The sequence below is a fragment of the Kushneria phosphatilytica genome (assembly GCF_008247605.1).
In the GTDB taxonomy this organism is placed as follows: Bacteria; Pseudomonadota; Gammaproteobacteria; order Pseudomonadales; family Halomonadaceae; genus Kushneria; species Kushneria phosphatilytica.
In genome coordinates, this window is record NZ_CP043420.1 from 2,698,643 (window position 1) to 2,717,909 (window position 19,267).

Here is a 19,267-nt window from a genome sequence, read left to right on the forward strand (position 1 = left end):
GGCGGAAAGCAGGCTTAAAGTCCGGGAAAGGCGTTAATTGAGGGTGCAGCTACCTTGCGCAGCCGCAGAAAGCATAATCGGGTGGTCGATTCAGGCCAGTCGACGCTGTTCGGTCATCGCGACAGGCGCTTCTACCACGGGGCTCTCGGCGGGTGACTCATCGGTCCGGGCCTTCAGTTCCTGACGACGGCATGCCTCAACCAGATCACGCAGCTGATCGCAGGTCACGATAATCCGTTCGGCACGGCGCTGGCCCTGCCAGACAATATCCACGACCGGATGGTCACGCGTCTGATCGATACCGACGATCCTGCCTGTCCGATCGCGACGCCCATCTCGCAGGGTCGAACCAATCAGGAGGTGAACTCCCTGAACACACTCTTTATTCGTCATTTTCTGCATGAGCCGAGCCTCGATGGCCACCGCACCGGAATGAATGATCGGCAACCCTGAAATAGCAGGCAGTGAACTACCGTCAATGGATCACGGAGCGCAGTGTAACACCGCTACAACAACCATAACAGGCCCCGAGCTGTCAATCATTTTGTCGCCGATTGGCAACACCACGAAAACAGCCGAGGCCTGCGAGCCCGGTGGAGGCAGTTATTCGCCGCGCGGGAAACGCTGCGATTCTTCCAGCACGTTAAGATCCATGTGATTGCGCATATAGCGCTCCGAAGCCACCTGTAGCGGCTGATGATCCCAGGGGAAATAGGCGCCATTACGCAACGCCTCATAGACGATCAGGCGGCGAGCCTGACTCTCGCGCACGTCGGCATCGAAGCGCGCCATATCCCAGCGATCCATCATCTGACGGGCAAACTCGGTCAGGATGGCATGGTGGTCAGGATCCTCGGCCAGATTGTGCTTCTCGTCGGGATCCTCCTCCAGATTGAACAGCTGGGGAGGATCGATCTCACAATGGTTGAACTTCCACTTGCCCTGCCGAATCGTCACCAGCGGCGCATAGCTGCCCTCGGCGGCATACTCCATGTAGACCGGGGCCTCGCGCTTTTCACCATGTGCCAGCGGTAACAGCGACTGGCCATCGGTCCAGGGTTCGATTTCACCCAGATCGATGCCTACCAGATCGGCCAGGGTGGCATTGACATCGATCGAGGAGACCGGTGTATCCACCCGTTTTGGTTCAAGGCCCGGCGCACTGATCATCAGCGGTACGCGAGAAGACCCTTCGAACGGACTCATCTTGAACCATAATCCGCGCTCACCGAGCATATCGCCATGATCGGAGACGAACAGCACAATGGTGTTGTCCTTCATACGGGTACGCTCGAGCACATCCAGGATGCCGCCGATCTTGTCATCAATGTAGGAGAGGTTGGCAAAATACCCCTGTCGCGCCCGACGTACATTTTCCGGCTGAATATCGAATTTGGTGTAATCGTTCGCTTCATAGAGGCGCTGGGAGTGCGGATCCTGCTGCGCGTAGGGCACGGCACCCAGTTTCGGCTCAAGATGCTCGCAGTCATTGTACAGATCCCAGAATTGCCGCCGGGCCACATAGGGATCATGGGGGTGGGTAAAACTGACACACAGCGCCCAGGGTCGTTCATCGTGACCACGCGACAGATCAAACAGCTTCTGCTCGGCGTGAAAGGCCACCTCATCATCATATTCCATCTGGTTACTGATCTCGGCCACGCCTGCGCCGGTCACCGACCCCAGGTTGTGATACCACCAGTCGATACGTTCACCGGGGCGCCGATAATCCGGCGTCCAGCCAAAGTCGGGTGGATAGACATCGGTGGTCAGGCGGGACTCGAAGCCATGCAGCTGATCAGGCCCGACAAAATGCATCTTGCCGGAAAGGCAGGTGGCATACCCGGCGCGACGCAGATGGTGCGCCCAGGTCGGCACACTGGAAGGAAATTCGGCGGCATTGTCATAGACACCGGTACGCGAGGGAAGCTGACCGGACATGAAAGCCGCACGTCCGGGGGCACAGAGATAACTGGGCGTGTAGGCATTCCTGAAGCGCACCGACCGCTCTGCCAGAGCCTTGAGATGAGGCATATGCAGAAAATCGGCCGGGCCATCCTCGAACAGCGTACCGTTCACCTGATCGGCCATCAGTACCAGAATATTGGGTTGTGTCATGCCGGCTCCCCCGCCTGTTGATTGTTGGTGAACTCAGTGTAGTCAGATTGGGGGGTCAGAGCGGTCGGCGACAAACGATATCTCCGGTGGCTCAGCCCCAGCAGTGCTGGGGCATGAACGAACGCCACCGCTAAACGCCGGGTTTCTCCAGCATCTTTGGCAACTCGCTCAGCGAATCAATGCGGAAATTCGGCTCCAGTGCCGAATCCTCGATCAATGCAGTGGGATCGCGCTGCACCCAGGCCGCATTGAGGCCGACATGACGAGCCCCCTGCACATCCCAGTTATTGCTGGAGATCAGCCAAAGGCGATCGTGTGCGGCCTGCATCCGGCGGGCGAGATGGTGATAGACCGCTGGATCGGGCTTGAAGCGCTTGACCTCATCGACGCTGACCAGGTCGTCGAAATGGTCGAGTAACCCGGCATTACCGAGCACGGTGCGCATCGCGTCATGGCTGCCATTGGAGAAGGCTACCCGCCGGTAGCCCTGTTGGCGCAGCTCGACCAGCGCACCGGCAACTTCGTCAAAGGCTGGCAGACGCGCATAGGCGGCCATCCATGCCTCACGAGTTGATTCATCAATCTCCGGGGCATGCGCTGCCAGTGCCACATCCAGACCATGACGAGTGCAGACGCTGAAATCGTCGTACCGCCCCATCAGCCCCCGTCTGAAGGAGAGCTGCAACTGACTCGCTCGCCAGGCCGCTGCTACCGTTTCGGCCCGTTCGCCCAGCTGAGGTCGCAGCTCATCGGCAAGTGCATAGGGATCAATCAGGGTGCCATAGACATCAAAGGCAAGTGTGGTCTCGGACATGAAAGCCCTCCATTGCATGGGAAATCCGACTTCAGCGTAGAAGAATGATGATTTGGCCGGGCCCATGGAACACAAAGGGCGCCTCCCCAGCGGGAGACGCCCTTCGGCTACCGAATGAATCGGCGTGCCTTACTTCATGGTTTTCGACATTGCCAGGGCTGTATCCAGCATACGATTGGAAAAGCCCCACTCATTGTCATACCAGGCCAGCACCTTGACGAGCTTGCCGGAGACACGCGTGTGGTTGCTGTCGAAGATCGACGAGTGCGCATTGTGGTTGAAATCAATCGAAACCAGCGGCTTCTCGTTGACATCCATGACCGGCGACTTCTGTGCCGCCTCGGTGACCAGCCGATTGATTTCTTCCTTCGAGGTCTCACGACCTGCGGTGAAGGTCAGATCCACCACCGAGACGTTGAGCACCGGCACACGGATGGCAAAACCATCAAGCTTGCCGGTCAGATCCGGCAGCACTTTTGCCACGGCAGAAGCCGCACCGGTTTTCGTCGGAATCATTGACTGGGTAGCACTGCGCGCCCGGAACGGATCCTTGTGATAGACGTCAGCCAGGTTCTGGTCGTTGGTGTAGGCGTGTACCGTGGTCATCAGACCGGTCTCGATCCCGACACCTTCATGCAGCGCCTTGGCCAGCGGCGCCAGGCAATTGGTGGTGCAGGAGCCGTTGGACACCACGGTATGGTCACTGGTGAGATCCTGCTCGTTGACGCCATATACGATGGTGGCATCGGCATCGCCACTGGGTGCAGAAATCAATACCCGGCCGGCACCTGCCTCGATGTGTTTGGCAGCACCTTCACGCGAGGTAAAGATACCGGTGCACTCCATGACCAGATCAACGTTCAGCTCTTTCCAGGGCAACTGAGCCGGATCCTTTTCGGCCAGGATACGGATCCTGTCACCATCGACACTCAGACTGTCGTTGTCATGGCTGACGGGAAAATTGAAGTGCCCGTGTGTGCTGTCATGTTCCAGCAGATGCGCATTGAGGGCCGGATCGCCCAGATCATTGATGGCCACCACTTCCATGCGATCGCGATAGCCGTTTTCGTAGAGAGCACGGAAGGTATTCCGACCGATGCGGCCGAAACCGTTGATGGCAACACGTAAGGTCATTGCTGTTTCCTCCTGCGACTGGATGGAAAAGGACATGTTCGGGAGTCATCCCGGGTCTGTCGGAAAACCGGTTCTGCCAATGACATGGGGACGATGATGGAAGATTACTACATCCTGGACGTCGATACCGGCCGAATCCAGGGGTCGTACCGATAATTAACGCGCCCACCCCTGAGACAGCCGCTTCGGCCGACGGTTTCCTCCTGCTGCAGACCCCCTTCGAACCCTGTTGCCCCAGTCTGGTCGTTTCGCGGCCACCTCGCCAGTCCCGAACGCCCGTTCCCATATCGTGACGCCCGGCAACCTTCTCCGCTAAAGTATGCATGATATCGACCATGCGCCGACCTGCGTGGTCTGCAACACGGCCCCTTTGCCCGTTTCGGGTCCCGGTAATCAACGAGGCACAGCGCCTGCCATTCGGCACGCTATGCTCATGGCCCGTTCGCTGCGGCCCGTCGCGCACTCAGTACAAGCATGACCAACGTCAGGAGATCAACCCAATGACACGACCCGCTCTGGTCGGCGATATCGGTGGCACCAATGCCCGTTTCGCGCTGGTGACACCCGGAGAATTCGACCTGCACGACATCGAGACCCTGCCGTGCGCCGATTTCTCCAATCTCGACGAAGCGGTCCGCGCCTACCTCGACAAGGTTGGTAGCAAGGCACCCAAAGAAGCCTGCCTGGCTTTCGCCTGCCCGGTGCATGAAGATGAAGTGAAAATGACCAACAACCCCTGGCATTTTCGCAAGTCGACCATGAAAAAGACGCTCGGTCTGAACAATTTCAAGGCCATCAACGACTTTACCGCCATGGCGCTGGGCTTGCCGCATATTGCCGAAGACGATCTGGTCAAGATTGGTGAAGGCGGCAGCGAAGCCGGACGCGCCCGACTGGTCATCGGCCCCGGTACCGGCCTTGGTCTCGCTGGCCTTGCGCCCAGTCAGCGTTTCTGGATCCCCCTTTCCGCCGAGGGTGGGCATGCCAGCTTTGCGCCGACCGACGACACCGAGATTCACCTGCTCAAATGGTTTCAAAAGCGTTATGGTCGCGTTTCGATCGAGCGCATGCTTTGCGGTCAGGGACTGCTCGACACCTATCAGGCGCTATGCGAATTCGAGGACGAAAAGGCCGTGCTGGAGACCCCTTCAGCCGTCTCCGAAGCGGCCGGTCAGGGCGATAAAAACGCTCATCGTGCCATCATGCGATTTTGCAAGATGCTGGGCGATGTGACCGGCGATGTGACCCTGACCCTGGGCGCTCGCGGCGGCGTCTACCTCTGCGGCGGCATTCTGCCCAAGAATCTTGAATTCCTGCAGCACAGCGATTTCCGCAAGGCCTTTACCAACAAGGGACGCATGGAGCACTACAATGCTTCCATCGCCACCTGGGTGGTGACTGCCGAATGGACCGGTCTGCTGGGGGCCGCCGAGGCCCTGCACAACGAGGAGGTATCATGATCCCCGAAGCTCTGCGTCAGGCGCTCGATGAAACCCGTGGTCGCCGTGATGCCCGTTGGGCCGATCGCAGCGTCCTGCTGATCAACGAGTCATGGGGAGAGCTGGCCCTCTCACGCCATGGGGGCCATCTGCTGCATTTTGCACCGCGAGACCAGCGCGATTGGCTATGGACCGGTTCCATACCCAAGGCGCCACCTGGTGCCATTCGCGGCGGCATTCCGTTGTGCTGGCCCTGGTTCGGGGATCCGGAAGACGGTCAGGGGCCGGCACACGGCACTGCCCGTACCGCCGAGTGGCAGATCGAAGCGGTGGATGACGCCGAGGATGGTGTCGAAATACATCTCTTCCCCGAACAGCGCCTCGATGAGCAACTCTCACCACGTCTGGTGATTCACGCCAATGCACGCCGACTGGCGCTGGAACTGATGACCGAGCATGATGGTGAAACACCGACGCGTCTGACCCAGGCATTGCACAGTTATTTTGATGTTGCCGATACGTATGCCTGTCGCGTCGAAGGGCTATCGGGAGCGCGCTATATCGATAAGCTCGATGGTTTCACCGAGCATGACCAGGTGGGAGAACTCGGGATTCGTGGCGCACTCGATCGCATCTACCATTCCAGCCGCCCGCTGGTGCTCGATGACGGTCAAAGGCGCCTGCGTATCGCGAAAAATGGCAGCGACTCCAGCGTAGTCTGGCATCCGGGAACGCCGCCGCCCGGTGATGTCGCTGCCGAGGAGCTTGATCGCTTTTTGTGTGTCGAAGCCGCCTGCACACACCTCGATCCTGTCTGGCTGGCACCGGGTGCCCAGCACCGCCTCTCCCTGCATGTCTCCCTGGCTGACGAGTGAGTGCGCCATGAGTGTGTTTGATGCGCCCCTGATCATGGGCATGAGAAATCTGCCCGGCAATGACCGGCTCAACTCGCCCCGCCATCTTGCTGACTGGATCGAGGCTCGTCTCGACGAGGGCCTTTGCTGGTTCGATCATGCCGATATCTATGGCGCCACTCGCGGTGGTGATCGTGCAGGGGAACGCCTGTTTGGTGAGGCACTTGCCCAGCGTCCGGCGCTGGCCTCTCGGGTGCGCATCATCACCAAGATCGGTATCGTGCCGGCGCATATCGATGATTCCCCGTGGCAGGTCAAACACTACGCAACCGATCCCCCCTATCTCGAATACTCGATCGATGCCGCCCTGAAACGACTCAACGTTGACCATATCGACCTGCTGCTGCTGCATCGTCCCGATCCGCTGAGCGATATCGATGCCGTTGCCGCAACGCTCGACGGCGCCATTGAGGATGGACGTCTTGGTAACGTGGGCGTGGCCAATCACATGCCGGCCCAGTGGCGTCGTTTGCAAGCCGCTCTGCGTCACCCGCTGGCTGGCCATCAGATCGAACTATCGATTGCCCGTTCACAGCTGCTGTTCGATGGCCTGTGGGATGCCATGCGCCTCGATAACCTGCCTGGCATGGCCTGGTCGCCACTATGTGGTGGTCGCCTGTTCGAAAATCAGCTCGGTCATCTGCTCGGTCAAATGGCCAACGATTACGGCGCTACGCCGGCTGGTGTGGCCCTTGCCTGGCTCCGACGCATTCCGCATGGCCCTGTCCCGGTCGTGGGCACACTACGACCTTCGCGACTGCGTGCCATGCATGACGATGCCGGACTGGAGCTGACGCGTACCGAGTGGTTTGCCCTGCTGGAAGCCGCCCGCGCCTGTCGGGTGCCCTGACGCCCTCCTGCCCTGCCCGGGCCTGAAGCCAAAAAAAGCCCATCCGACAGGATGGGCAAAGTCAACAGCCTGGGCTGTCGAGAGAGAGAGGGCGATCGTCACCGAATGACGACCGTCGACGGGTTCAGCCGCCGATATCTCGCATGGTTTCTTCGGCCAGCGCACGAATGGCGCCCCAGTCCGCACGCTCGATCAGTTCGGCGGGCATGACCCATGAACCACCTACACACATCACGTTGCGCAACTTCAGATAATTGGCCGCATTATCCGGTGTAATCCCACCAGTGGGACAGAACTGTGCATCCCGCAGTGGTCCTGCGAATGCCTTGAGGGCGGCTACGCCACCACAGGCTTCAGCCGGAAAGAACTTGAAGCGTCGATAGCCATACTGCCAGCCGGTCAGCGCCTCGGTCATGGTGGCAATGCCGGGAAGCAGAGGTACCGGACTACGCGTACCGTATTCATAGAGCTGCTCGGTGGTGCCCGGCGTAACCACGAAATCGACCCCGGCCTCTTCAGCCTGACGGTACTGCCCGAGCGTAATGACAGTACCGGCGCCGATGCTGGCCTCCGGCAGGGCATCACGCAGGCGATGCAGGGCCTGCAGGGCGCAGTCGGTCCGCAGGGTGACTTCGAGCGTGGTCAGCCCGCCTTCATAAAGCGCCCGACACAGGGGTACGGCGTCTTCCAGATTGTGAATGGTCAGCACCGGAATCAGCGGCACCCGATAGCAGATGCTATCGATCTCACTGGTTCGCGTGGCCGGCAGTTGTCTATCCGTGGTCATTGGCAGCCTCCTTACGCCCGGGGATTTCCCTCAGGGCGCCCAGTAGAGGGCGATCGCCTCGCCCAGAAAGGCCCGAATCGGTAGCTCACGGGCATCTTCACCGCCAAAGGCTCGCGCAAACATGGCACGCTTGTCATCGCCGGCGATGTGCAGAAAGTGGCGACGCGCCTGTATGAGACGATGCCGGGAGAGCGAAATGCGCCCTTGCGAGACACTCGGCGCGTGTACAGCCAGTGCCACCGCTTCGGTGGTCAGCCCTTCTTCCAGCTGCGGGCTGTCGGGGAACAGCGAGGCCGTATGACCATCACCCCCCATACCAAGGATGACGGCACTGGCCGGCCAGCTCAGGGCTGCAATGCGCTCACTGACTTCATGAACACCTGCTTCGGGCGCGTCGTCTGCGGTCGTCAGGGTATGATAACTGGCCGCCGCCGCCGGACCGGTCAGCAAATGCTTGCGCACCAGCTGTTCGTTGCTGTCCTTGTGATCGGAAGCCACCCAACGCTCATCGGCCAGTGTGATATCCACGCGTGACCAGTCGAGTTCGCGCCCGGCCAGTGCCTCGAAAAAAGGCACCGGTGTCGAACCGCCGGACACCACCAGCAGCGCACGCGACTGCTGTGCCAGGTCCTCGCGCAATGCTTCGGCTACAGCTTCGGCCAGCGCCTGTGCCAGCCGGGTGCGTTCATCCTGCATCTCAGTAGTCTTCATACCAGGACCTTCCATCCTGAGTGATCATGGCAATCGAGGAGACCGGGCCCCAGGACCCCGCCGGATAACGCTTGGGCGGCATATCCCTGGCTTCCCAGCCGGCAATGAGCGTGTCGACCCAGCGCCAGGCATACTCGATCTCGTCACGACGAACGAACAGATACTGCTGCCCTTTCATCACCTCAAGCAGCAATCGCTCGTAGGCATCGGGAATTCGCGTGCTCGGAAAGGCCTGGTGGAAGTCCAGATGCAACGGTCCCGTGCGCAGGCGCATCCCCTTGTCCAGTCCACTGTCCTTGGTCAGCACCTGCAGCGCAATGCCTTCATCGGGCTGCAAGCGGATGATCAGCTTGTTGGAGGCCATGCCGCGCTGATCCGGATCAAAGATATAGTGCGACTGCTGCCGGAAGTGGATGACGATCTGGGAGAGCTTTTCCGGCATCCGCTTGCCGGTGCGCAGATAAAATGGCACGCCGGCCCAGCGCCAGTTGGAGACTTCGGTCTTGAAGGCCACGAAGGTTTCGGTACGCGAATCGGTATTGGCGCCCTCTTCCTCGAGATAGCCCGGCACCTGCTTGCCACCGCTGGTGCCGGCCACGTACTGACCGCGGACCACGTCGGTATTGAGCCGTTCGCCCTCGATCGGCCGCAGCGCCTTGAGGACCTTGACCTTCTCATCACGGATACTGTCGGCATCAAGATTGGACGGCGGGTCCATGGCGATCATGCACAGCAGTTGCATGAGGTGGTTCTGCACCATGTCGCGCAACTGACCGGCCTGATCGAAGTAGCCCCAGCGACCTTCAATACCGACGGTTTCGGCAACGGTGATCTCGACATGGGAGACATGATTCTGATTCCACTGATTGCCGAACAGCGGATTGGCAAAGCGCAGTGCCAGCAGATTCTGCACGGTCTCCTTGCCCAGGTAATGGTCAATGCGATAGATGCGCGACTCATCGAAGACCGCGCCGATCGCATCGTTGATCTCCTGCGAGCTCTCCAGGTCGTAACCGAGCGGCTTTTCGACCACTACCCGCGACTCGCTGTCCAGGCAGTTGGCCTTCGACAGGTTCGAACAGATGTCTCCATACAGGCGCGCAGGCACCGAGAGGTAAACGGTCAGTGGATTGGGATTACGGCCATGCCACTGACTGATCTGCCTGTAGCCCTCGGGTGCATCGAACTCAAGCTGGATATAGGCGAGTCGATCAAGAAAGCGCGTCAGTACCTCTTGCGTGCGCTCCTCATTGGGCACCCGGTTCTCGAGCGCATCGCGTACCCGGGCGCGAAACGCATCGATATCATATTCCTGACGGGCCAGGCCGAGGATACGGGTATCCTCGTGCATCAGCCCTTCACGATCGAGATGGTAAAGCGCCACATAAAGCTTGCGCAGGGCCAGGTCACCCAGAGCCCCGAACAGGGCTACGTCGACGGCGGGCGTTGTTCCGTCACTCATGCGTCGCTCCTTCCCGGCCTGTAAATTTCACGACAGTGTTAGCCATCAAGCTTACATCCTCGCAACTCGTTTGCGTAAGTTTACCAACTCGAAGGGCAATTCGTCTGCGTTCCTGTCAAGTTGGCGCTCGAGTTTCATCATGGCAGGATTGCGTGTCACGCTCGGTAGCCTGACGCTATCGGATTACAATCCTGCCACCGGACATCGGGAAAGCGCTCATGCATCCCGCTGTCTGACCAGCTGGCATACCCGGCAGGTAAAAGGCAGATCCGCCTCAACAGTTTTACTCATGATCACTGGATGGAAAAGCACCCATGGCAGCCTATGACCTGCTGTCCCGAATTCGTGAACGCCTGGAAACGCTGAATCGTTCCGAGCGTAAGGTGGCCCGGGTCATTCTCGACGATCCTGCCACGGCGACTGGCATGAGCATTGCCACTCTGGCTCAGGCGGCGTCGGTCAGCGAGCCGACCGTCAATCGATTCTGCCGTAACTTCGAAACCCGTGGTTACCCTGACTTCAAGATCAAGCTGGCACAAAGTCTCGCCGGTGGCACACCCTATGTCAGCCGTAGCGTTGAACATGATGATGACGCCCGGGCTTATGCCGACAAGATTTTCGGCGCCACTATCGCCGCGCTTGATGAGGCACGGCGACTGGTGGATCCGAAGCGGATCGAACGCATGGTCGATCATCTCAGCCAGGCCCGGCAGATCAGTTTCTTCGGCCTCGGTGGCTCCGGAGCGGTGGCCTTCGATGCCCAGCACAAGTTCTTCCGCTTCAATCTGCCGGTAATGGCCTATGACGATGTGCTGATGCAGCGCATGGTAGCTGCCGCCGCACACACCGGCGATGTCATCGTCACCATCTCCTACACCGGGCGGACTCGTGAAATGGTCGAAATCGCCCGCCTGGCACGCGAGAACGGCGCTGTCGTACTGGGGATCACGGTGGCCGATTCACCACTGGCCGAAGAGTGTACCGAAAGCCTGGGTATCACCCCCGTCGAAGATACCGAATTCTATATGCCGATGACGTCGCGGATGGTACATCTCGCCCTGATCGATGTGCTGGCCACCGGCGTCACCCTGCGTCGGGGCGATGATTTCCTGCCCCACCTCAAGAAAATCAAGGACAGTCTGCTACCGACCAAGTTTCCGCCACGTGAAGCACCTGAATGACCGCGTTCCCTTCATGAACCACAGAACTGTGTCACGGCACATTCCGCTTCCCGGAGGCGCGTTATACTAACGGACCAGCCGGGTAGCCATCGGCAATCGAGCTTATTGTGGTCACGTCCCGAGGTGAAATGCCTTCTACTTTGGTCGTAAATGTCGCCCGGGCGTTTTATGCACCCACTGCGACCGACCATAATAAGCGTTTACCGATTTTCCGGCTGCCCTTTGCAAGTGTGGTGTTGCGTGCACACCACACCCGCAATACGCAAAGCGTGCTGAAAAACGAAACCAGGAGATGATTCATGTCCGATCAATCCTCAGGCAGCGCCGATACCGCTGCCCGGGATCAGAAACCCGACGCTGTACTGCACGCCGATATTGTCCCCATGGTCTGGTTCAGCTGCGCGCTGGCAGCACTGGCAGGCCTGTTGTTCGGCATGGATATCGGGGTTATTTCCGGTGCCCTGCCTTTCATCAAGGAGGACTTCCATGTGTCGACAGCCATGGAAGGCTGGATCGTGAGCTCGATGATGGTGGGTGCCGCGCTGGGTGCTCTGATGGCCGGGGGCATTTCACAGCGTTTTGGTCGCCGAAAGGCACTGCTTTACAGTTCGCTGCTGTTCTTTATCGGCGCGCTGATTGCCGTTATCTCGCCCAATACCACCGTGCTGGTCATTGCCCGTATCCTGCTGGGGCTGGCGGTCGGTGTCGCCTCCTTCACGGCACCGCTCTATCTCTCCGAGGTAGCGCCGGAGCGAATTCGCGGCACGACCATCTCCTTCTATCAGCTGATGGTGACCATCGGCATTCTGGCCGCCTTCGTTTCCAACCTGGCCTTCAGCTATATCGAAAGCTGGCGCTGGATGTTCGGTGTCCTGATGATCCCGGCGTTCATGCTTTTCATGGGCGTGTTGATGGTGCCCACCAGTCCGCGCTGGCTCGCAGCCCGGGATCGCTTTGATGAAGCCCGCGAGGTTCTGAACCGTCTGCGCAGCTCGAAGACCGAAGTCGAATACGAGATGAAGGAAATCCAGGAGAGCATTAATTCCCAGCAGCAGAACCGCGGCTGGGACATGTTCAAGGAAAATCCCAATTTCCGTCGCTCGGTCCTTTTGGGGATATCCCTGCAGCTGGTGCAACAGTTCACCGGCATGAACGCGATCATGTACTTCGCGCCGCAGATCTTTCAGCTGTCCGGTTTCGAAGGTACCGCCGCTCAGCTTTGGAGTACGGTCATTACCGGGCTGGTCAACGTGCTGGCCACCTTCATTGCCATCGGCTTCATTGATCGTCTGGGGCGTAAACCGATCCTCTATGCCGGCTTTACCATCATGGCAGTGAGCATGGCCGTGCTGGCCATCATTCTCGGCATCGGCCCGTCCACGGCCTTCCTGCAGTACACCGCCATGGGCGCACTGCTGATCTTCGTAGCCGGCTTCGCCATGTCCGCCGGTCCGCTGATCTGGACCCTCTGCGCCGAAATCCAGCCGCTACGCGGTCGTGACTTCGGTATCAGCGCCTCGACGGTCTCGAACTGGGTGGGCAACTTCGCTGTTGGCCAGTTCTTCCCCATCATGATCGTCGGTATCGGTGGAACCGCTACCTTCGGCATTCTGGCCGGACTCAATGCGGTATTCATCGTCCTGACGCTTATGCTGATCCCTGAAACCAAGGGCATCTCGCTGGAGAGCATCGAGAAGAAACTGATGAATGGCAAGCGACTGCGCGACATCGGCACCTGATTGTTCGCGCAAGCCCAGGGGCCCTGCATCGTGCCGCGATGCAGGGCCCCTGTCGTTTCATGACACAGCTCGCAAACATGCACGAAACCCCATAAACTGCCTACCCGTTTATCTCGACCACCCCGGGAGCCCTTGATGCGCTGGCTGCTTGCTCTACTGTTGACCCTGATCAGTGTTAACGCCCTGGCCGACACCTTTCGGTTTACCGCCATCCCCGATGAAAACGAGGACAGACTGGTGGCGCGTTTCGACCGGGTGGCCGATTATCTGTCGCAGCAAACCGGCCTGGATGTCGAATACGTCCCGGTCAAATCCTACCCGGCGGCTGTCAGCGCCTTTCGCAATGATCAGGTCCAGCTTGCCTGGTTCGGTGGGCTGACCGGTGTACAGGCCAGATCTCTGGTGCCCAACTCCGAAGCCATCGCTCAGGGCAAGGAAGACGCTGCCTTTCGCAGCTATTACATCGCCAATGCATCGACCGGCATCGCCGCCGACCAGCAAGAGTTGCCGGATGCCATCCGGGGCCACAGTTTCACCTTCGGCGCCAAGACCTCGACCTCGGGACGTCTGATGCCGGAGTACTATCTGCGCCAGCGTTTCGAGCAGTCGCCACAGCAGCTGTTTTCCCGGGTCGGTTTTTCCGGTGATCACACCCGCACCATTGCGCTGGTCGAATCCGGTGCCTATGACATTGGCGCCGTCAATTACAAGGTCTGGCAAGCCGAGGTGCGTCAGCACAAGGTGGATACCAACAAGGTGCATGTCATCTGGAAGTCACCGCGTTATCCCGATTATCAGTGGACCATTCGCGGCGACGTTGATCAGCACTTCGGCGAGGGAACCAGGGCTGCCGTTCGTCAGGCGCTGCTCGACATGACCGACCCGGAGCTGCTCAAAAGCTTCCCGCGAGAAGGCTTCATCCCGGTGTCCAACGACGATTATGAACCCATCAAACGAGTCGGCAAGCAGCTGGGATTGCTGCGCTGAACGGAGCGCGTCGTGCCGCTGGTCACTTTAAAGGATGCCACGCTCGCGCATGGACGAGGCAAGCACCGTCAGATAGTGCTGGATAACATCACGCTCGAACTCCGTGATGGTGAACGGGTGGCGCTGCTGGGCCGCAGCGGCGTGGGCAAATCCACGCTGCTGGATGCAATACGTCTCGAACTGGGTGAGAAAGCGGCCTGGTGCCCACAGGAGCAAGGGCTGGTCGGCGCCCTCTCGGTCTATCACAACATCTACATGGGGCGACTTGAACGCTCCTCGACCTGGCGTAATCTGCGCAACCTGATCCGGCCGGACCCCACCGCCTGGCAAGCCATTGCCGAACTGTGCCACCTGCTCGGCATTGCCGATGTACTCCGCCAGCCGGTGGAAAGTCTCTCCGGCGGCCAGCGTTCGAGAGTCGCCATCGCCCGAGCACTCTACCAGGCCCGCCCTCACTTCCTGGGTGATGAACCGGTGGCCAGTGTCGACCCTCATCAGGGAGACCGCCTGCTGACACTGATTACCGAGCGTCATGGTCTCTGTCTGATTGCGCTCCACCAGCGTGAACTCGCCCTGAGCCACTTCGACCGGGTAATCGGCCTGACCCGGGGACGCGTTGCGCTGGATGCTGACACTTCAAGTCTGACGCTGGAACAGCTTGATGCGCTCTACCGTTCCTGAACGCCCGCGACCATTTGCCGATCTGTTCGCTGGCCATCGGCTCGGCCGCCTGAACCGCGTAGCGCTGGGACTGGTCATCCTGACGCTGATACTGCTACCGGCCGCCGATCTCTCGATTACCGTACGCGATCCCTGGGTAGAGCTTCAGCGTATGGCAGGTGGCCTGCTGACCCCGGATTTTGCCCGGGTGAGCGCCCCTTTCGAAGCGGTAGGGCTGACCGTCGCCTTTGCCCTCTGGGGTGTGGCACTGGGCCTGCTGGCCGGCATTCCGCTGACATTGGTGTTTCATCGTTGCCGATGGATTCGGGGGTTCTGCGCAGCGCTGCGAGCCGTACACGAACTGTTCTGGGCATTGCTGTTTCTGCAGATCTTCGGCACTTCTGCCGTTACGGCCCTGGCCGCGATTGCCGTCCCCTTTGCCGGTATCTTTGCCAAGGTCTTTGCCGAAATCCTCGATCAGCTCGACCCTGCCCCAGCCCATGCCCTGCCCCATGGCATCGGACGTCTGTCGCGCTTTTTATACATCGAGTGGCCGCAGGCACGTGGGCAATTGCTGGCCTATGTTCGCTATCGCTTCGAATGTGCCCTGAGAAGCAGCCTGCTACTGGGTTTCGTAGGCCTGCCGACCCTGGGGTTTTATCTGGAGAGCGCGTTTCGCCAGGGGCGCTATCAGGAAGCCGGGGCCGAGCTGCTGATATTCTACCTTTTGATCGGCACGCTGCGCTGGTGGGGTGATCGCCGCTTTTTATGGCTATTGCTTCCCATCAGCGCATGGCTACTCGGTCCGTGGCCGGATGTTGATCCATCGCTGGCATGGCGCTTTGTCACTCACGACATCTGGCCGGCGCCGCTGCTCAATGGTGATCCTGCGGGGCTTGCACAGTGGTGGACGCAACTCCCACCGCTGGGCGCCGCCATCGGAAACACTCTGCTGCTTGCATTGATGGGGACCAGTGGTGCACTGATTGTGGCTCTGGTGCTCTGGCCACTGGTTTGCAGGCATTTCACCGGCCCTGTTCGACGCTGGCTGGGAGCTGGCGTCCTGATTGCCCTGCGTTCCACTCCGGAAGTGCTGTTCGCCTTTGTGCTGTTACTGCTGACGGGGCCGTCGATGCTGCCCGCCTGGATCGCTCTGGCACTGCATAACGGCGCGCTGATTGCCTTTCTCGTCGCTCGCCACGCTGATGAGCTGCGCCCCGGGCTACCCGATGTCCGAGGCGTCAATCTCTACTGCTGGGAGTTGTTGCCGAGGGTAATGCCCGGCTTGCTGGCCCTGGTATTTTACCGGGCGGAGGTCATCATGCGGGAAACGGCCATTCTGGGGATTCTGGGTGTCGCGACACTGGGTTTTCAGATCGACTCGGCCTTCGCCTGGCTACACTTCGATACAGCCCTGTTCCTGTTGATCATCACCTGTCTACTCAATCTGACCGTGGACGCCCTCTCCCGACAACTTCGTCCTGCCCGCACGCCCACGGCGCTGAGCTGCGACACGCCCGGCCCGCCGGCCTGAGCGCTGGCCATTTCACTGCGGATGAAACAGCTGGACGCTGAAGGCATCCGGCGTATGGGGGTGACCACTGTCTCGCTTGATGAAACGAAACACAAAGCCCTTCCAGGCGCGGTACTGCGAAGCACCCGAATAGGAGGGAATGTGCTCGATACCATCACATACTACCCCGCTGTCATCGACAGTCACCGTAATCACCGGATCGCGAAATTCCACGTCGCCTTCGGGGAATGAAAGCTCAACCCGACCATCATCGATCTCCTCGTGACGATCGAAGAAATCACAACCCGGGCCATCACTGTCATGGCGATGCCAGCGCACGAACTGGGCCACCCCGGTCAGAGCGTGGCGCAGCTTGCCTTTTCCATCGACCAGCGCGGTCTGCCCCAGGATGCCCGGACGCTCCCGATTGATGCGATACTCGTCATAGTGCAGGGTATCCTTTCCCTCCACCTGACTGGCAAAGCGCAGGCTACCGTCCCAGACGCCCTGTTGCCCTGCCGACTCCGCAGTATCGAACTCGATATTGCCCCTGGCCGCCGAATGCCGGAAGACCAGCGGATTGGTATGCTGACTTTCGCTAGAGGCGCTGCTCTGAATCACGAACGGGGTCGCCGGCCCCCACTCATCCACCATGGCACGAATAGTGGTGGGCTCCACTCGAACCGACTTGGCGGTCGACTCCCGTACCACCAGCACGCCATTGTCGGTAGACACGCCACCCATCCGACCGGAATTCTTTTCGCTGGCAAAGATGTTGTCCCAGCCGTAATGCGCCTTGTTGGCGGCGGCAAAGCAATTCATGATCTGCTGGCTCATCGTGGTCCGTAGCGTCGGCCAGGGCTTTTTATCGCCGACGCGCCCTTCCCACCAGTTACCGATGAAATTTGAGTTGTAGATCAACTGGGCAAGAATGGCGTCCCCGCGCAGATTCTCGAAAATATTGTCCTGGAAGGTGCTGCCATGCAGTCGCCCTCGGGTAATGAAGGCATCATCGCAATAATTGAATTCGTTGCCGATGAGACGCACCGTGGTGGATTCGCTATCTTCGGAATCGACCAGCAGCCCGGTACCAATACCGACAAAGGTGCAGCGCAGCAGGTTGAAATTGACCAGGTTATCACCGGCATACAGCGCCCGGGCCGCACTGGTGAAACTGACGTTTTCGATCACGCTGTTATAACCGTAGACCTGCAGACAGGTCAGCTCACCCTTGAACCCTTTGCCATCGAAGACCAGGTCGCGCACCACCGGACCATGATTGCTGAACATCGGCTCATCACCGAGGGTATGATGCGGCACCAGTCGCGCCCCTTCCCCACCGGAGCGATCTGCCCGGCTGCGACCACCGCCCACCAGATTGCAGCGCTTCAGGTCGACATGACGTCCGATGGCATAGGTCCCCGGCGGAATATAGAGATTCTTGATCCGCTGCGAGCGCACCGCCCGCACGAAGGCCGCCGAGCTATCGCGCCGCCCGGAGGGGTCAGCTCCCCAATAGAGAATGTTCTCCAGCGCTTCGGCATCGAGCGCGTCGTCACGCTCGCGGCGGCTGTCAGCCTGACTCGGGGCCGCAGCCGCTACCATGCCTACTGCGGGCACCATGGTCAGAGCACGTCGCATGAAACGACGACGGTTACGATCATCCTCACCCATGGACATTACACTGTTCTCCTGCTGACTCGATCACTTCCGGAAAATGCATTGATGACTTCTCCCGCGAGCGCTGCTCAATGAAGACCACCGGACGCTTTGATCTCATATCGGTGATGCCGCCTGCCATGCCATTGTGACGCTCGACAGGCGTATTTACCTTTTGCCACACGGCTACGGCAGGCGGTTTATGATCACCCGGCGAGCGCTTACAATCGCGCCATGACTCCCATTCTCAGGACTTCGGCCATGCCCGTCTGCCCGCCTGTCTCGGAGACCAGGCTATATCTGCGTGACTGGCGCGCCTGGCTTCCCGGCAGCACCGTTGCTACCGACCCGCGCATCGATGCCAGCGAACGGCCCGAGGCCGAGCATATCCCGGCCATGTTGCGTCGGCGCCTGACGCCTCTGGGCCGTGCCGTGTGCGTGATGCTCCATGCACTGGGCAGCGATGCCGAAACCCTGCCGGTGCTGCATGCCTCTCGCCATGGCGATGGCCACCGTCCATTGGACATGCTCGACACCATCGCCTCCGGTGAAGGGGTATCCCCGGCTCGCTTCAGCCTGTCGGTACACAATGCCATCGTTGGGGTACACTCCATTGCCAGTGGACACCATGCGCCCATGGCAGCCATCGCTGCCGCTGGAGACGAGTTTGCGGCCCTGCTCGAGGAAAGCCTGGGCTATCTGGCCGACGGGCAATCGGAAGTCATTGCTGTCTTCAGTGACAGCCCGCTACCGACACGCTATCGTGCCGCCGATATTGCGCCGGAAACCCCGGCAGCCGTGGCGCTGAGATTTTCCTGCCGGGATGGCCGACAGCTTCGCGAGCAATCGGCCGATAAACAGGCCATGTCCGAAACGGTTACGCCACCCATGGTGGTCGACTGGCTCTGCCAACAGCGCACCAGCCTGACGACCCACCATCCACCCCGTTGCTGGTGGCTGGAAACACCGGACCTGAAGTCCCGTTAATGAACACAAAGACTGTCCGTTATAAAGAGAGTTCCATGGCTGAGACTGCCCAGACCCCACTTGAACGCTCCCTGGCCGAAATGGTCATCGAGACCCTCGAGCTCGAAGACATCACGGTCGATGACATTGATCCCGAAGCGCCTCTGTTCGGAGAGGGCCTTGGGCTGGACTCGATCGACGCACTGGAACTGGGGCTGGCGCTGCAAAAGCACTACGGCATCCGCCTGGACAGCGACAGTGAAGACAATCAGACGCACTTCGCCAGCCTGCGCAATCTGGCCGCGCTGGTTGAAGCACGCCGCACCACCTGAA

Annotated in this window: 18 protein-coding genes; 10 read left to right on the plus strand and 8 right to left on the minus strand. The window is 59.8% G+C overall.

Annotated elements, in window-relative coordinates; all coding sequences use genetic code 11:
• Positions 1–90: 90 nt before the first annotated feature.
• The 4 genes from FY550_RS12405 to gap form a co-directional block, all read right to left on the minus strand.
• Positions 91–402, minus strand: coding sequence for a hypothetical protein (locus FY550_RS12405; protein WP_139148701.1), 312 nt, complete (start codon positions 400–402; stop codon positions 91–93).
• Between the two features lie 201 nt (positions 403–603).
• Complete coding sequence (betC, locus tag FY550_RS12410) at positions 604–2,118, minus strand: choline-sulfatase (protein ID WP_070978673.1); 1,515 nt, start codon at positions 2,116–2,118, stop codon at positions 604–606.
• Positions 2,119–2,248: 130 nt separating this feature from the next.
• Positions 2,249–2,932, minus strand: a complete 684-nt coding sequence (locus tag FY550_RS12415) for a haloacid dehalogenase type II (protein ID WP_070978670.1) — start codon at positions 2,930–2,932, stop codon at positions 2,249–2,251.
• Between the two features lie 129 nt (positions 2,933–3,061).
• Positions 3,062–4,066 (minus strand): type I glyceraldehyde-3-phosphate dehydrogenase, encoded by a 1,005-nt coding sequence (gap, locus tag FY550_RS12420; protein ID WP_070978668.1) that lies wholly within the window; start codon positions 4,064–4,066, stop codon positions 3,062–3,064.
• A 500-nt stretch (positions 4,067–4,566) separates the two neighbouring features.
• On the opposite strand from gap, the gene glk reads away from it, so the two are divergent.
• Genes glk through FY550_RS12435 form a run of 3 tightly spaced genes read left to right on the plus strand, consistent with a single transcriptional unit; the run spans position 4,567 to position 7,269 of the window.
• Complete coding sequence (glk, locus tag FY550_RS12425) at positions 4,567–5,526, plus strand: glucokinase (protein WP_070978666.1); 960 nt, start codon at positions 4,567–4,569, stop codon at positions 5,524–5,526.
• Positions 5,523–6,380 carry a D-hexose-6-phosphate mutarotase gene (locus tag FY550_RS12430; RefSeq protein ID WP_070978665.1) on the plus strand — a complete coding sequence of 286 codons (858 nt, stop codon included), beginning with the start codon at positions 5,523–5,525 and terminating at the stop codon, positions 6,378–6,380. The genes glk and FY550_RS12430 overlap by 4 nt, the downstream gene beginning before the upstream one ends.
• 7 nt (positions 6,381–6,387) lie before the next feature.
• Entirely contained in the window at positions 6,388–7,269 is an 882-nt protein-coding gene (locus tag FY550_RS12435; protein ID WP_070978662.1) for an aldo/keto reductase, read from the plus strand.
• Positions 7,270–7,393: 124 nt separating this feature from the next.
• Here FY550_RS12435 and FY550_RS12440 read toward each other — a convergent pair whose 3' ends face one another.
• The 3 genes from FY550_RS12440 to zwf are packed head-to-tail and all read right to left on the minus strand — an operon-like array spanning position 7,394 to position 10,229.
• The gene (locus tag FY550_RS12440) at positions 7,394–8,056 is read right to left on the minus strand and encodes a bifunctional 4-hydroxy-2-oxoglutarate aldolase/2-dehydro-3-deoxy-phosphogluconate aldolase (protein WP_070978660.1); all 663 of its coding nucleotides are present in this window, start codon (positions 8,054–8,056) and stop codon (positions 7,394–7,396) included.
• Positions 8,057–8,086: 30 nt separating this feature from the next.
• Positions 8,087–8,767, minus strand: coding sequence for a 6-phosphogluconolactonase (gene pgl, locus FY550_RS12445; protein WP_233350206.1), 681 nt, complete (start codon positions 8,765–8,767; stop codon positions 8,087–8,089).
• Positions 8,754–10,229: a glucose-6-phosphate dehydrogenase gene (zwf, locus tag FY550_RS12450; protein WP_149054558.1), complete on the minus strand. Its 1,476-nt coding sequence runs from the start codon at positions 10,227–10,229 to the stop codon at positions 8,754–8,756. The genes pgl and zwf overlap by 14 nt, the downstream gene beginning before the upstream one ends.
• Before the next feature lie 314 nt (positions 10,230–10,543).
• On the opposite strand from zwf, the gene hexR reads away from it, so the two are divergent.
• The 5 genes from hexR (at position 10,544) to FY550_RS12475 (ending at position 16,330) form a co-directional block, all read left to right on the plus strand.
• Complete coding sequence (hexR, locus tag FY550_RS12455; RefSeq protein WP_070978655.1) at positions 10,544–11,410, plus strand: transcriptional regulator HexR; 867 nt, start codon at positions 10,544–10,546, stop codon at positions 11,408–11,410.
• Between the two features lie 299 nt (positions 11,411–11,709).
• Positions 11,710–13,149, plus strand: a complete 1,440-nt coding sequence (locus FY550_RS12460; protein ID WP_233350207.1) for a sugar porter family MFS transporter — start codon at positions 11,710–11,712, stop codon at positions 13,147–13,149.
• 135 nt (positions 13,150–13,284) lie between these two features.
• Positions 13,285–14,136: a putative selenate ABC transporter substrate-binding protein gene (locus tag FY550_RS12465; RefSeq protein ID WP_070978653.1), complete on the plus strand. Its 852-nt coding sequence runs from the start codon at positions 13,285–13,287 to the stop codon at positions 14,134–14,136.
• A 12-nt stretch (positions 14,137–14,148) separates the two neighbouring features.
• Positions 14,149–14,817, plus strand: a complete 669-nt coding sequence (locus FY550_RS12470; RefSeq protein ID WP_325062962.1) for an ATP-binding cassette domain-containing protein — start codon at positions 14,149–14,151, stop codon at positions 14,815–14,817.
• A complete protein-coding gene (locus FY550_RS12475) occupies positions 14,798–16,330 on the plus strand; it encodes a PhnE/PtxC family ABC transporter permease (protein WP_233350208.1) in 1,533 nt (510 codons plus the stop codon). The genes FY550_RS12470 and FY550_RS12475 overlap by 20 nt, the downstream gene beginning before the upstream one ends.
• 12 nt (positions 16,331–16,342) lie before the next feature.
• Here FY550_RS12475 and FY550_RS12480 read toward each other — a convergent pair whose 3' ends face one another.
• A complete protein-coding gene (locus tag FY550_RS12480) occupies positions 16,343–17,989 on the minus strand; it encodes a pectate lyase family protein (protein ID WP_070978651.1) in 1,647 nt (548 codons plus the stop codon).
• Positions 17,990–18,229: 240 nt separating this feature from the next.
• On the opposite strand from FY550_RS12480, the gene FY550_RS12485 reads away from it, so the two are divergent.
• Positions 18,230–18,955 carry a beta-ketoacyl synthase chain length factor gene (locus FY550_RS12485; RefSeq protein ID WP_070978649.1) on the plus strand — a complete coding sequence of 242 codons (726 nt, stop codon included), beginning with the start codon at positions 18,230–18,232 and terminating at the stop codon, positions 18,953–18,955.
• A gap of 35 nt (positions 18,956–18,990) precedes the next feature.
• Complete coding sequence (locus FY550_RS12490; RefSeq protein ID WP_070978647.1) at positions 18,991–19,266, plus strand: phosphopantetheine-binding protein; 276 nt, start codon at positions 18,991–18,993, stop codon at positions 19,264–19,266.
• Position 19,267: the final 1 nt, after the last annotated feature.

What these genes read in the sequence shown, in the direction of transcription:
- FY550_RS12405 (WP_139148701.1), bottom strand. Translation starts at nt 402, where the DNA reads ATGCAGAAAATGACGAATAAAGAGTGTGTTCAGGGAGTTCACCTCCTG.
- betC (WP_070978673.1), bottom strand. Translation starts at nt 2,118, where the DNA reads ATGACACAACCCAATATTCTGGTACTGATGGCCGATCAGGTGAACGGT.
- FY550_RS12415 (WP_070978670.1), bottom strand. Translation starts at nt 2,932, where the DNA reads ATGTCCGAGACCACACTTGCCTTTGATGTCTATGGCACCCTGATTGAT.
- gap (WP_070978668.1), bottom strand. Translation starts at nt 4,066, where the DNA reads ATGACCTTACGTGTTGCCATCAACGGTTTCGGCCGCATCGGTCGGAAT.
- glk (WP_070978666.1), top strand. Translation starts at nt 4,567, where the DNA reads ATGACACGACCCGCTCTGGTCGGCGATATCGGTGGCACCAATGCCCGT.
- FY550_RS12430 (WP_070978665.1), top strand. Translation starts at nt 5,523, where the DNA reads ATGATCCCCGAAGCTCTGCGTCAGGCGCTCGATGAAACCCGTGGTCGC.
- FY550_RS12435 (WP_070978662.1), top strand. Translation starts at nt 6,388, where the DNA reads ATGAGTGTGTTTGATGCGCCCCTGATCATGGGCATGAGAAATCTGCCC.
- FY550_RS12440 (WP_070978660.1), bottom strand. Translation starts at nt 8,056, where the DNA reads ATGACCACGGATAGACAACTGCCGGCCACGCGAACCAGTGAGATCGAT.
- pgl (WP_233350206.1), bottom strand. Translation starts at nt 8,767, where the DNA reads ATGAAGACTACTGAGATGCAGGATGAACGCACCCGGCTGGCACAGGCG.
- zwf (WP_149054558.1), bottom strand. Translation starts at nt 10,229, where the DNA reads ATGAGTGACGGAACAACGCCCGCCGTCGACGTAGCCCTGTTCGGGGCT.
- hexR (WP_070978655.1), top strand. Translation starts at nt 10,544, where the DNA reads ATGGCAGCCTATGACCTGCTGTCCCGAATTCGTGAACGCCTGGAAACG.
- FY550_RS12460 (WP_233350207.1), top strand. Translation starts at nt 11,710, where the DNA reads ATGTCCGATCAATCCTCAGGCAGCGCCGATACCGCTGCCCGGGATCAG.
- FY550_RS12465 (WP_070978653.1), top strand. Translation starts at nt 13,285, where the DNA reads ATGCGCTGGCTGCTTGCTCTACTGTTGACCCTGATCAGTGTTAACGCC.
- FY550_RS12475 (WP_233350208.1), top strand. Translation starts at nt 14,798, where the DNA reads ATGCGCTCTACCGTTCCTGAACGCCCGCGACCATTTGCCGATCTGTTC.
- FY550_RS12480 (WP_070978651.1), bottom strand. Translation starts at nt 17,989, where the DNA reads ATGTCCATGGGTGAGGATGATCGTAACCGTCGTCGTTTCATGCGACGT.
- FY550_RS12485 (WP_070978649.1), top strand. Translation starts at nt 18,230, where the DNA reads ATGCCCGTCTGCCCGCCTGTCTCGGAGACCAGGCTATATCTGCGTGAC.
- FY550_RS12490 (WP_070978647.1), top strand. Translation starts at nt 18,991, where the DNA reads ATGGCTGAGACTGCCCAGACCCCACTTGAACGCTCCCTGGCCGAAATG.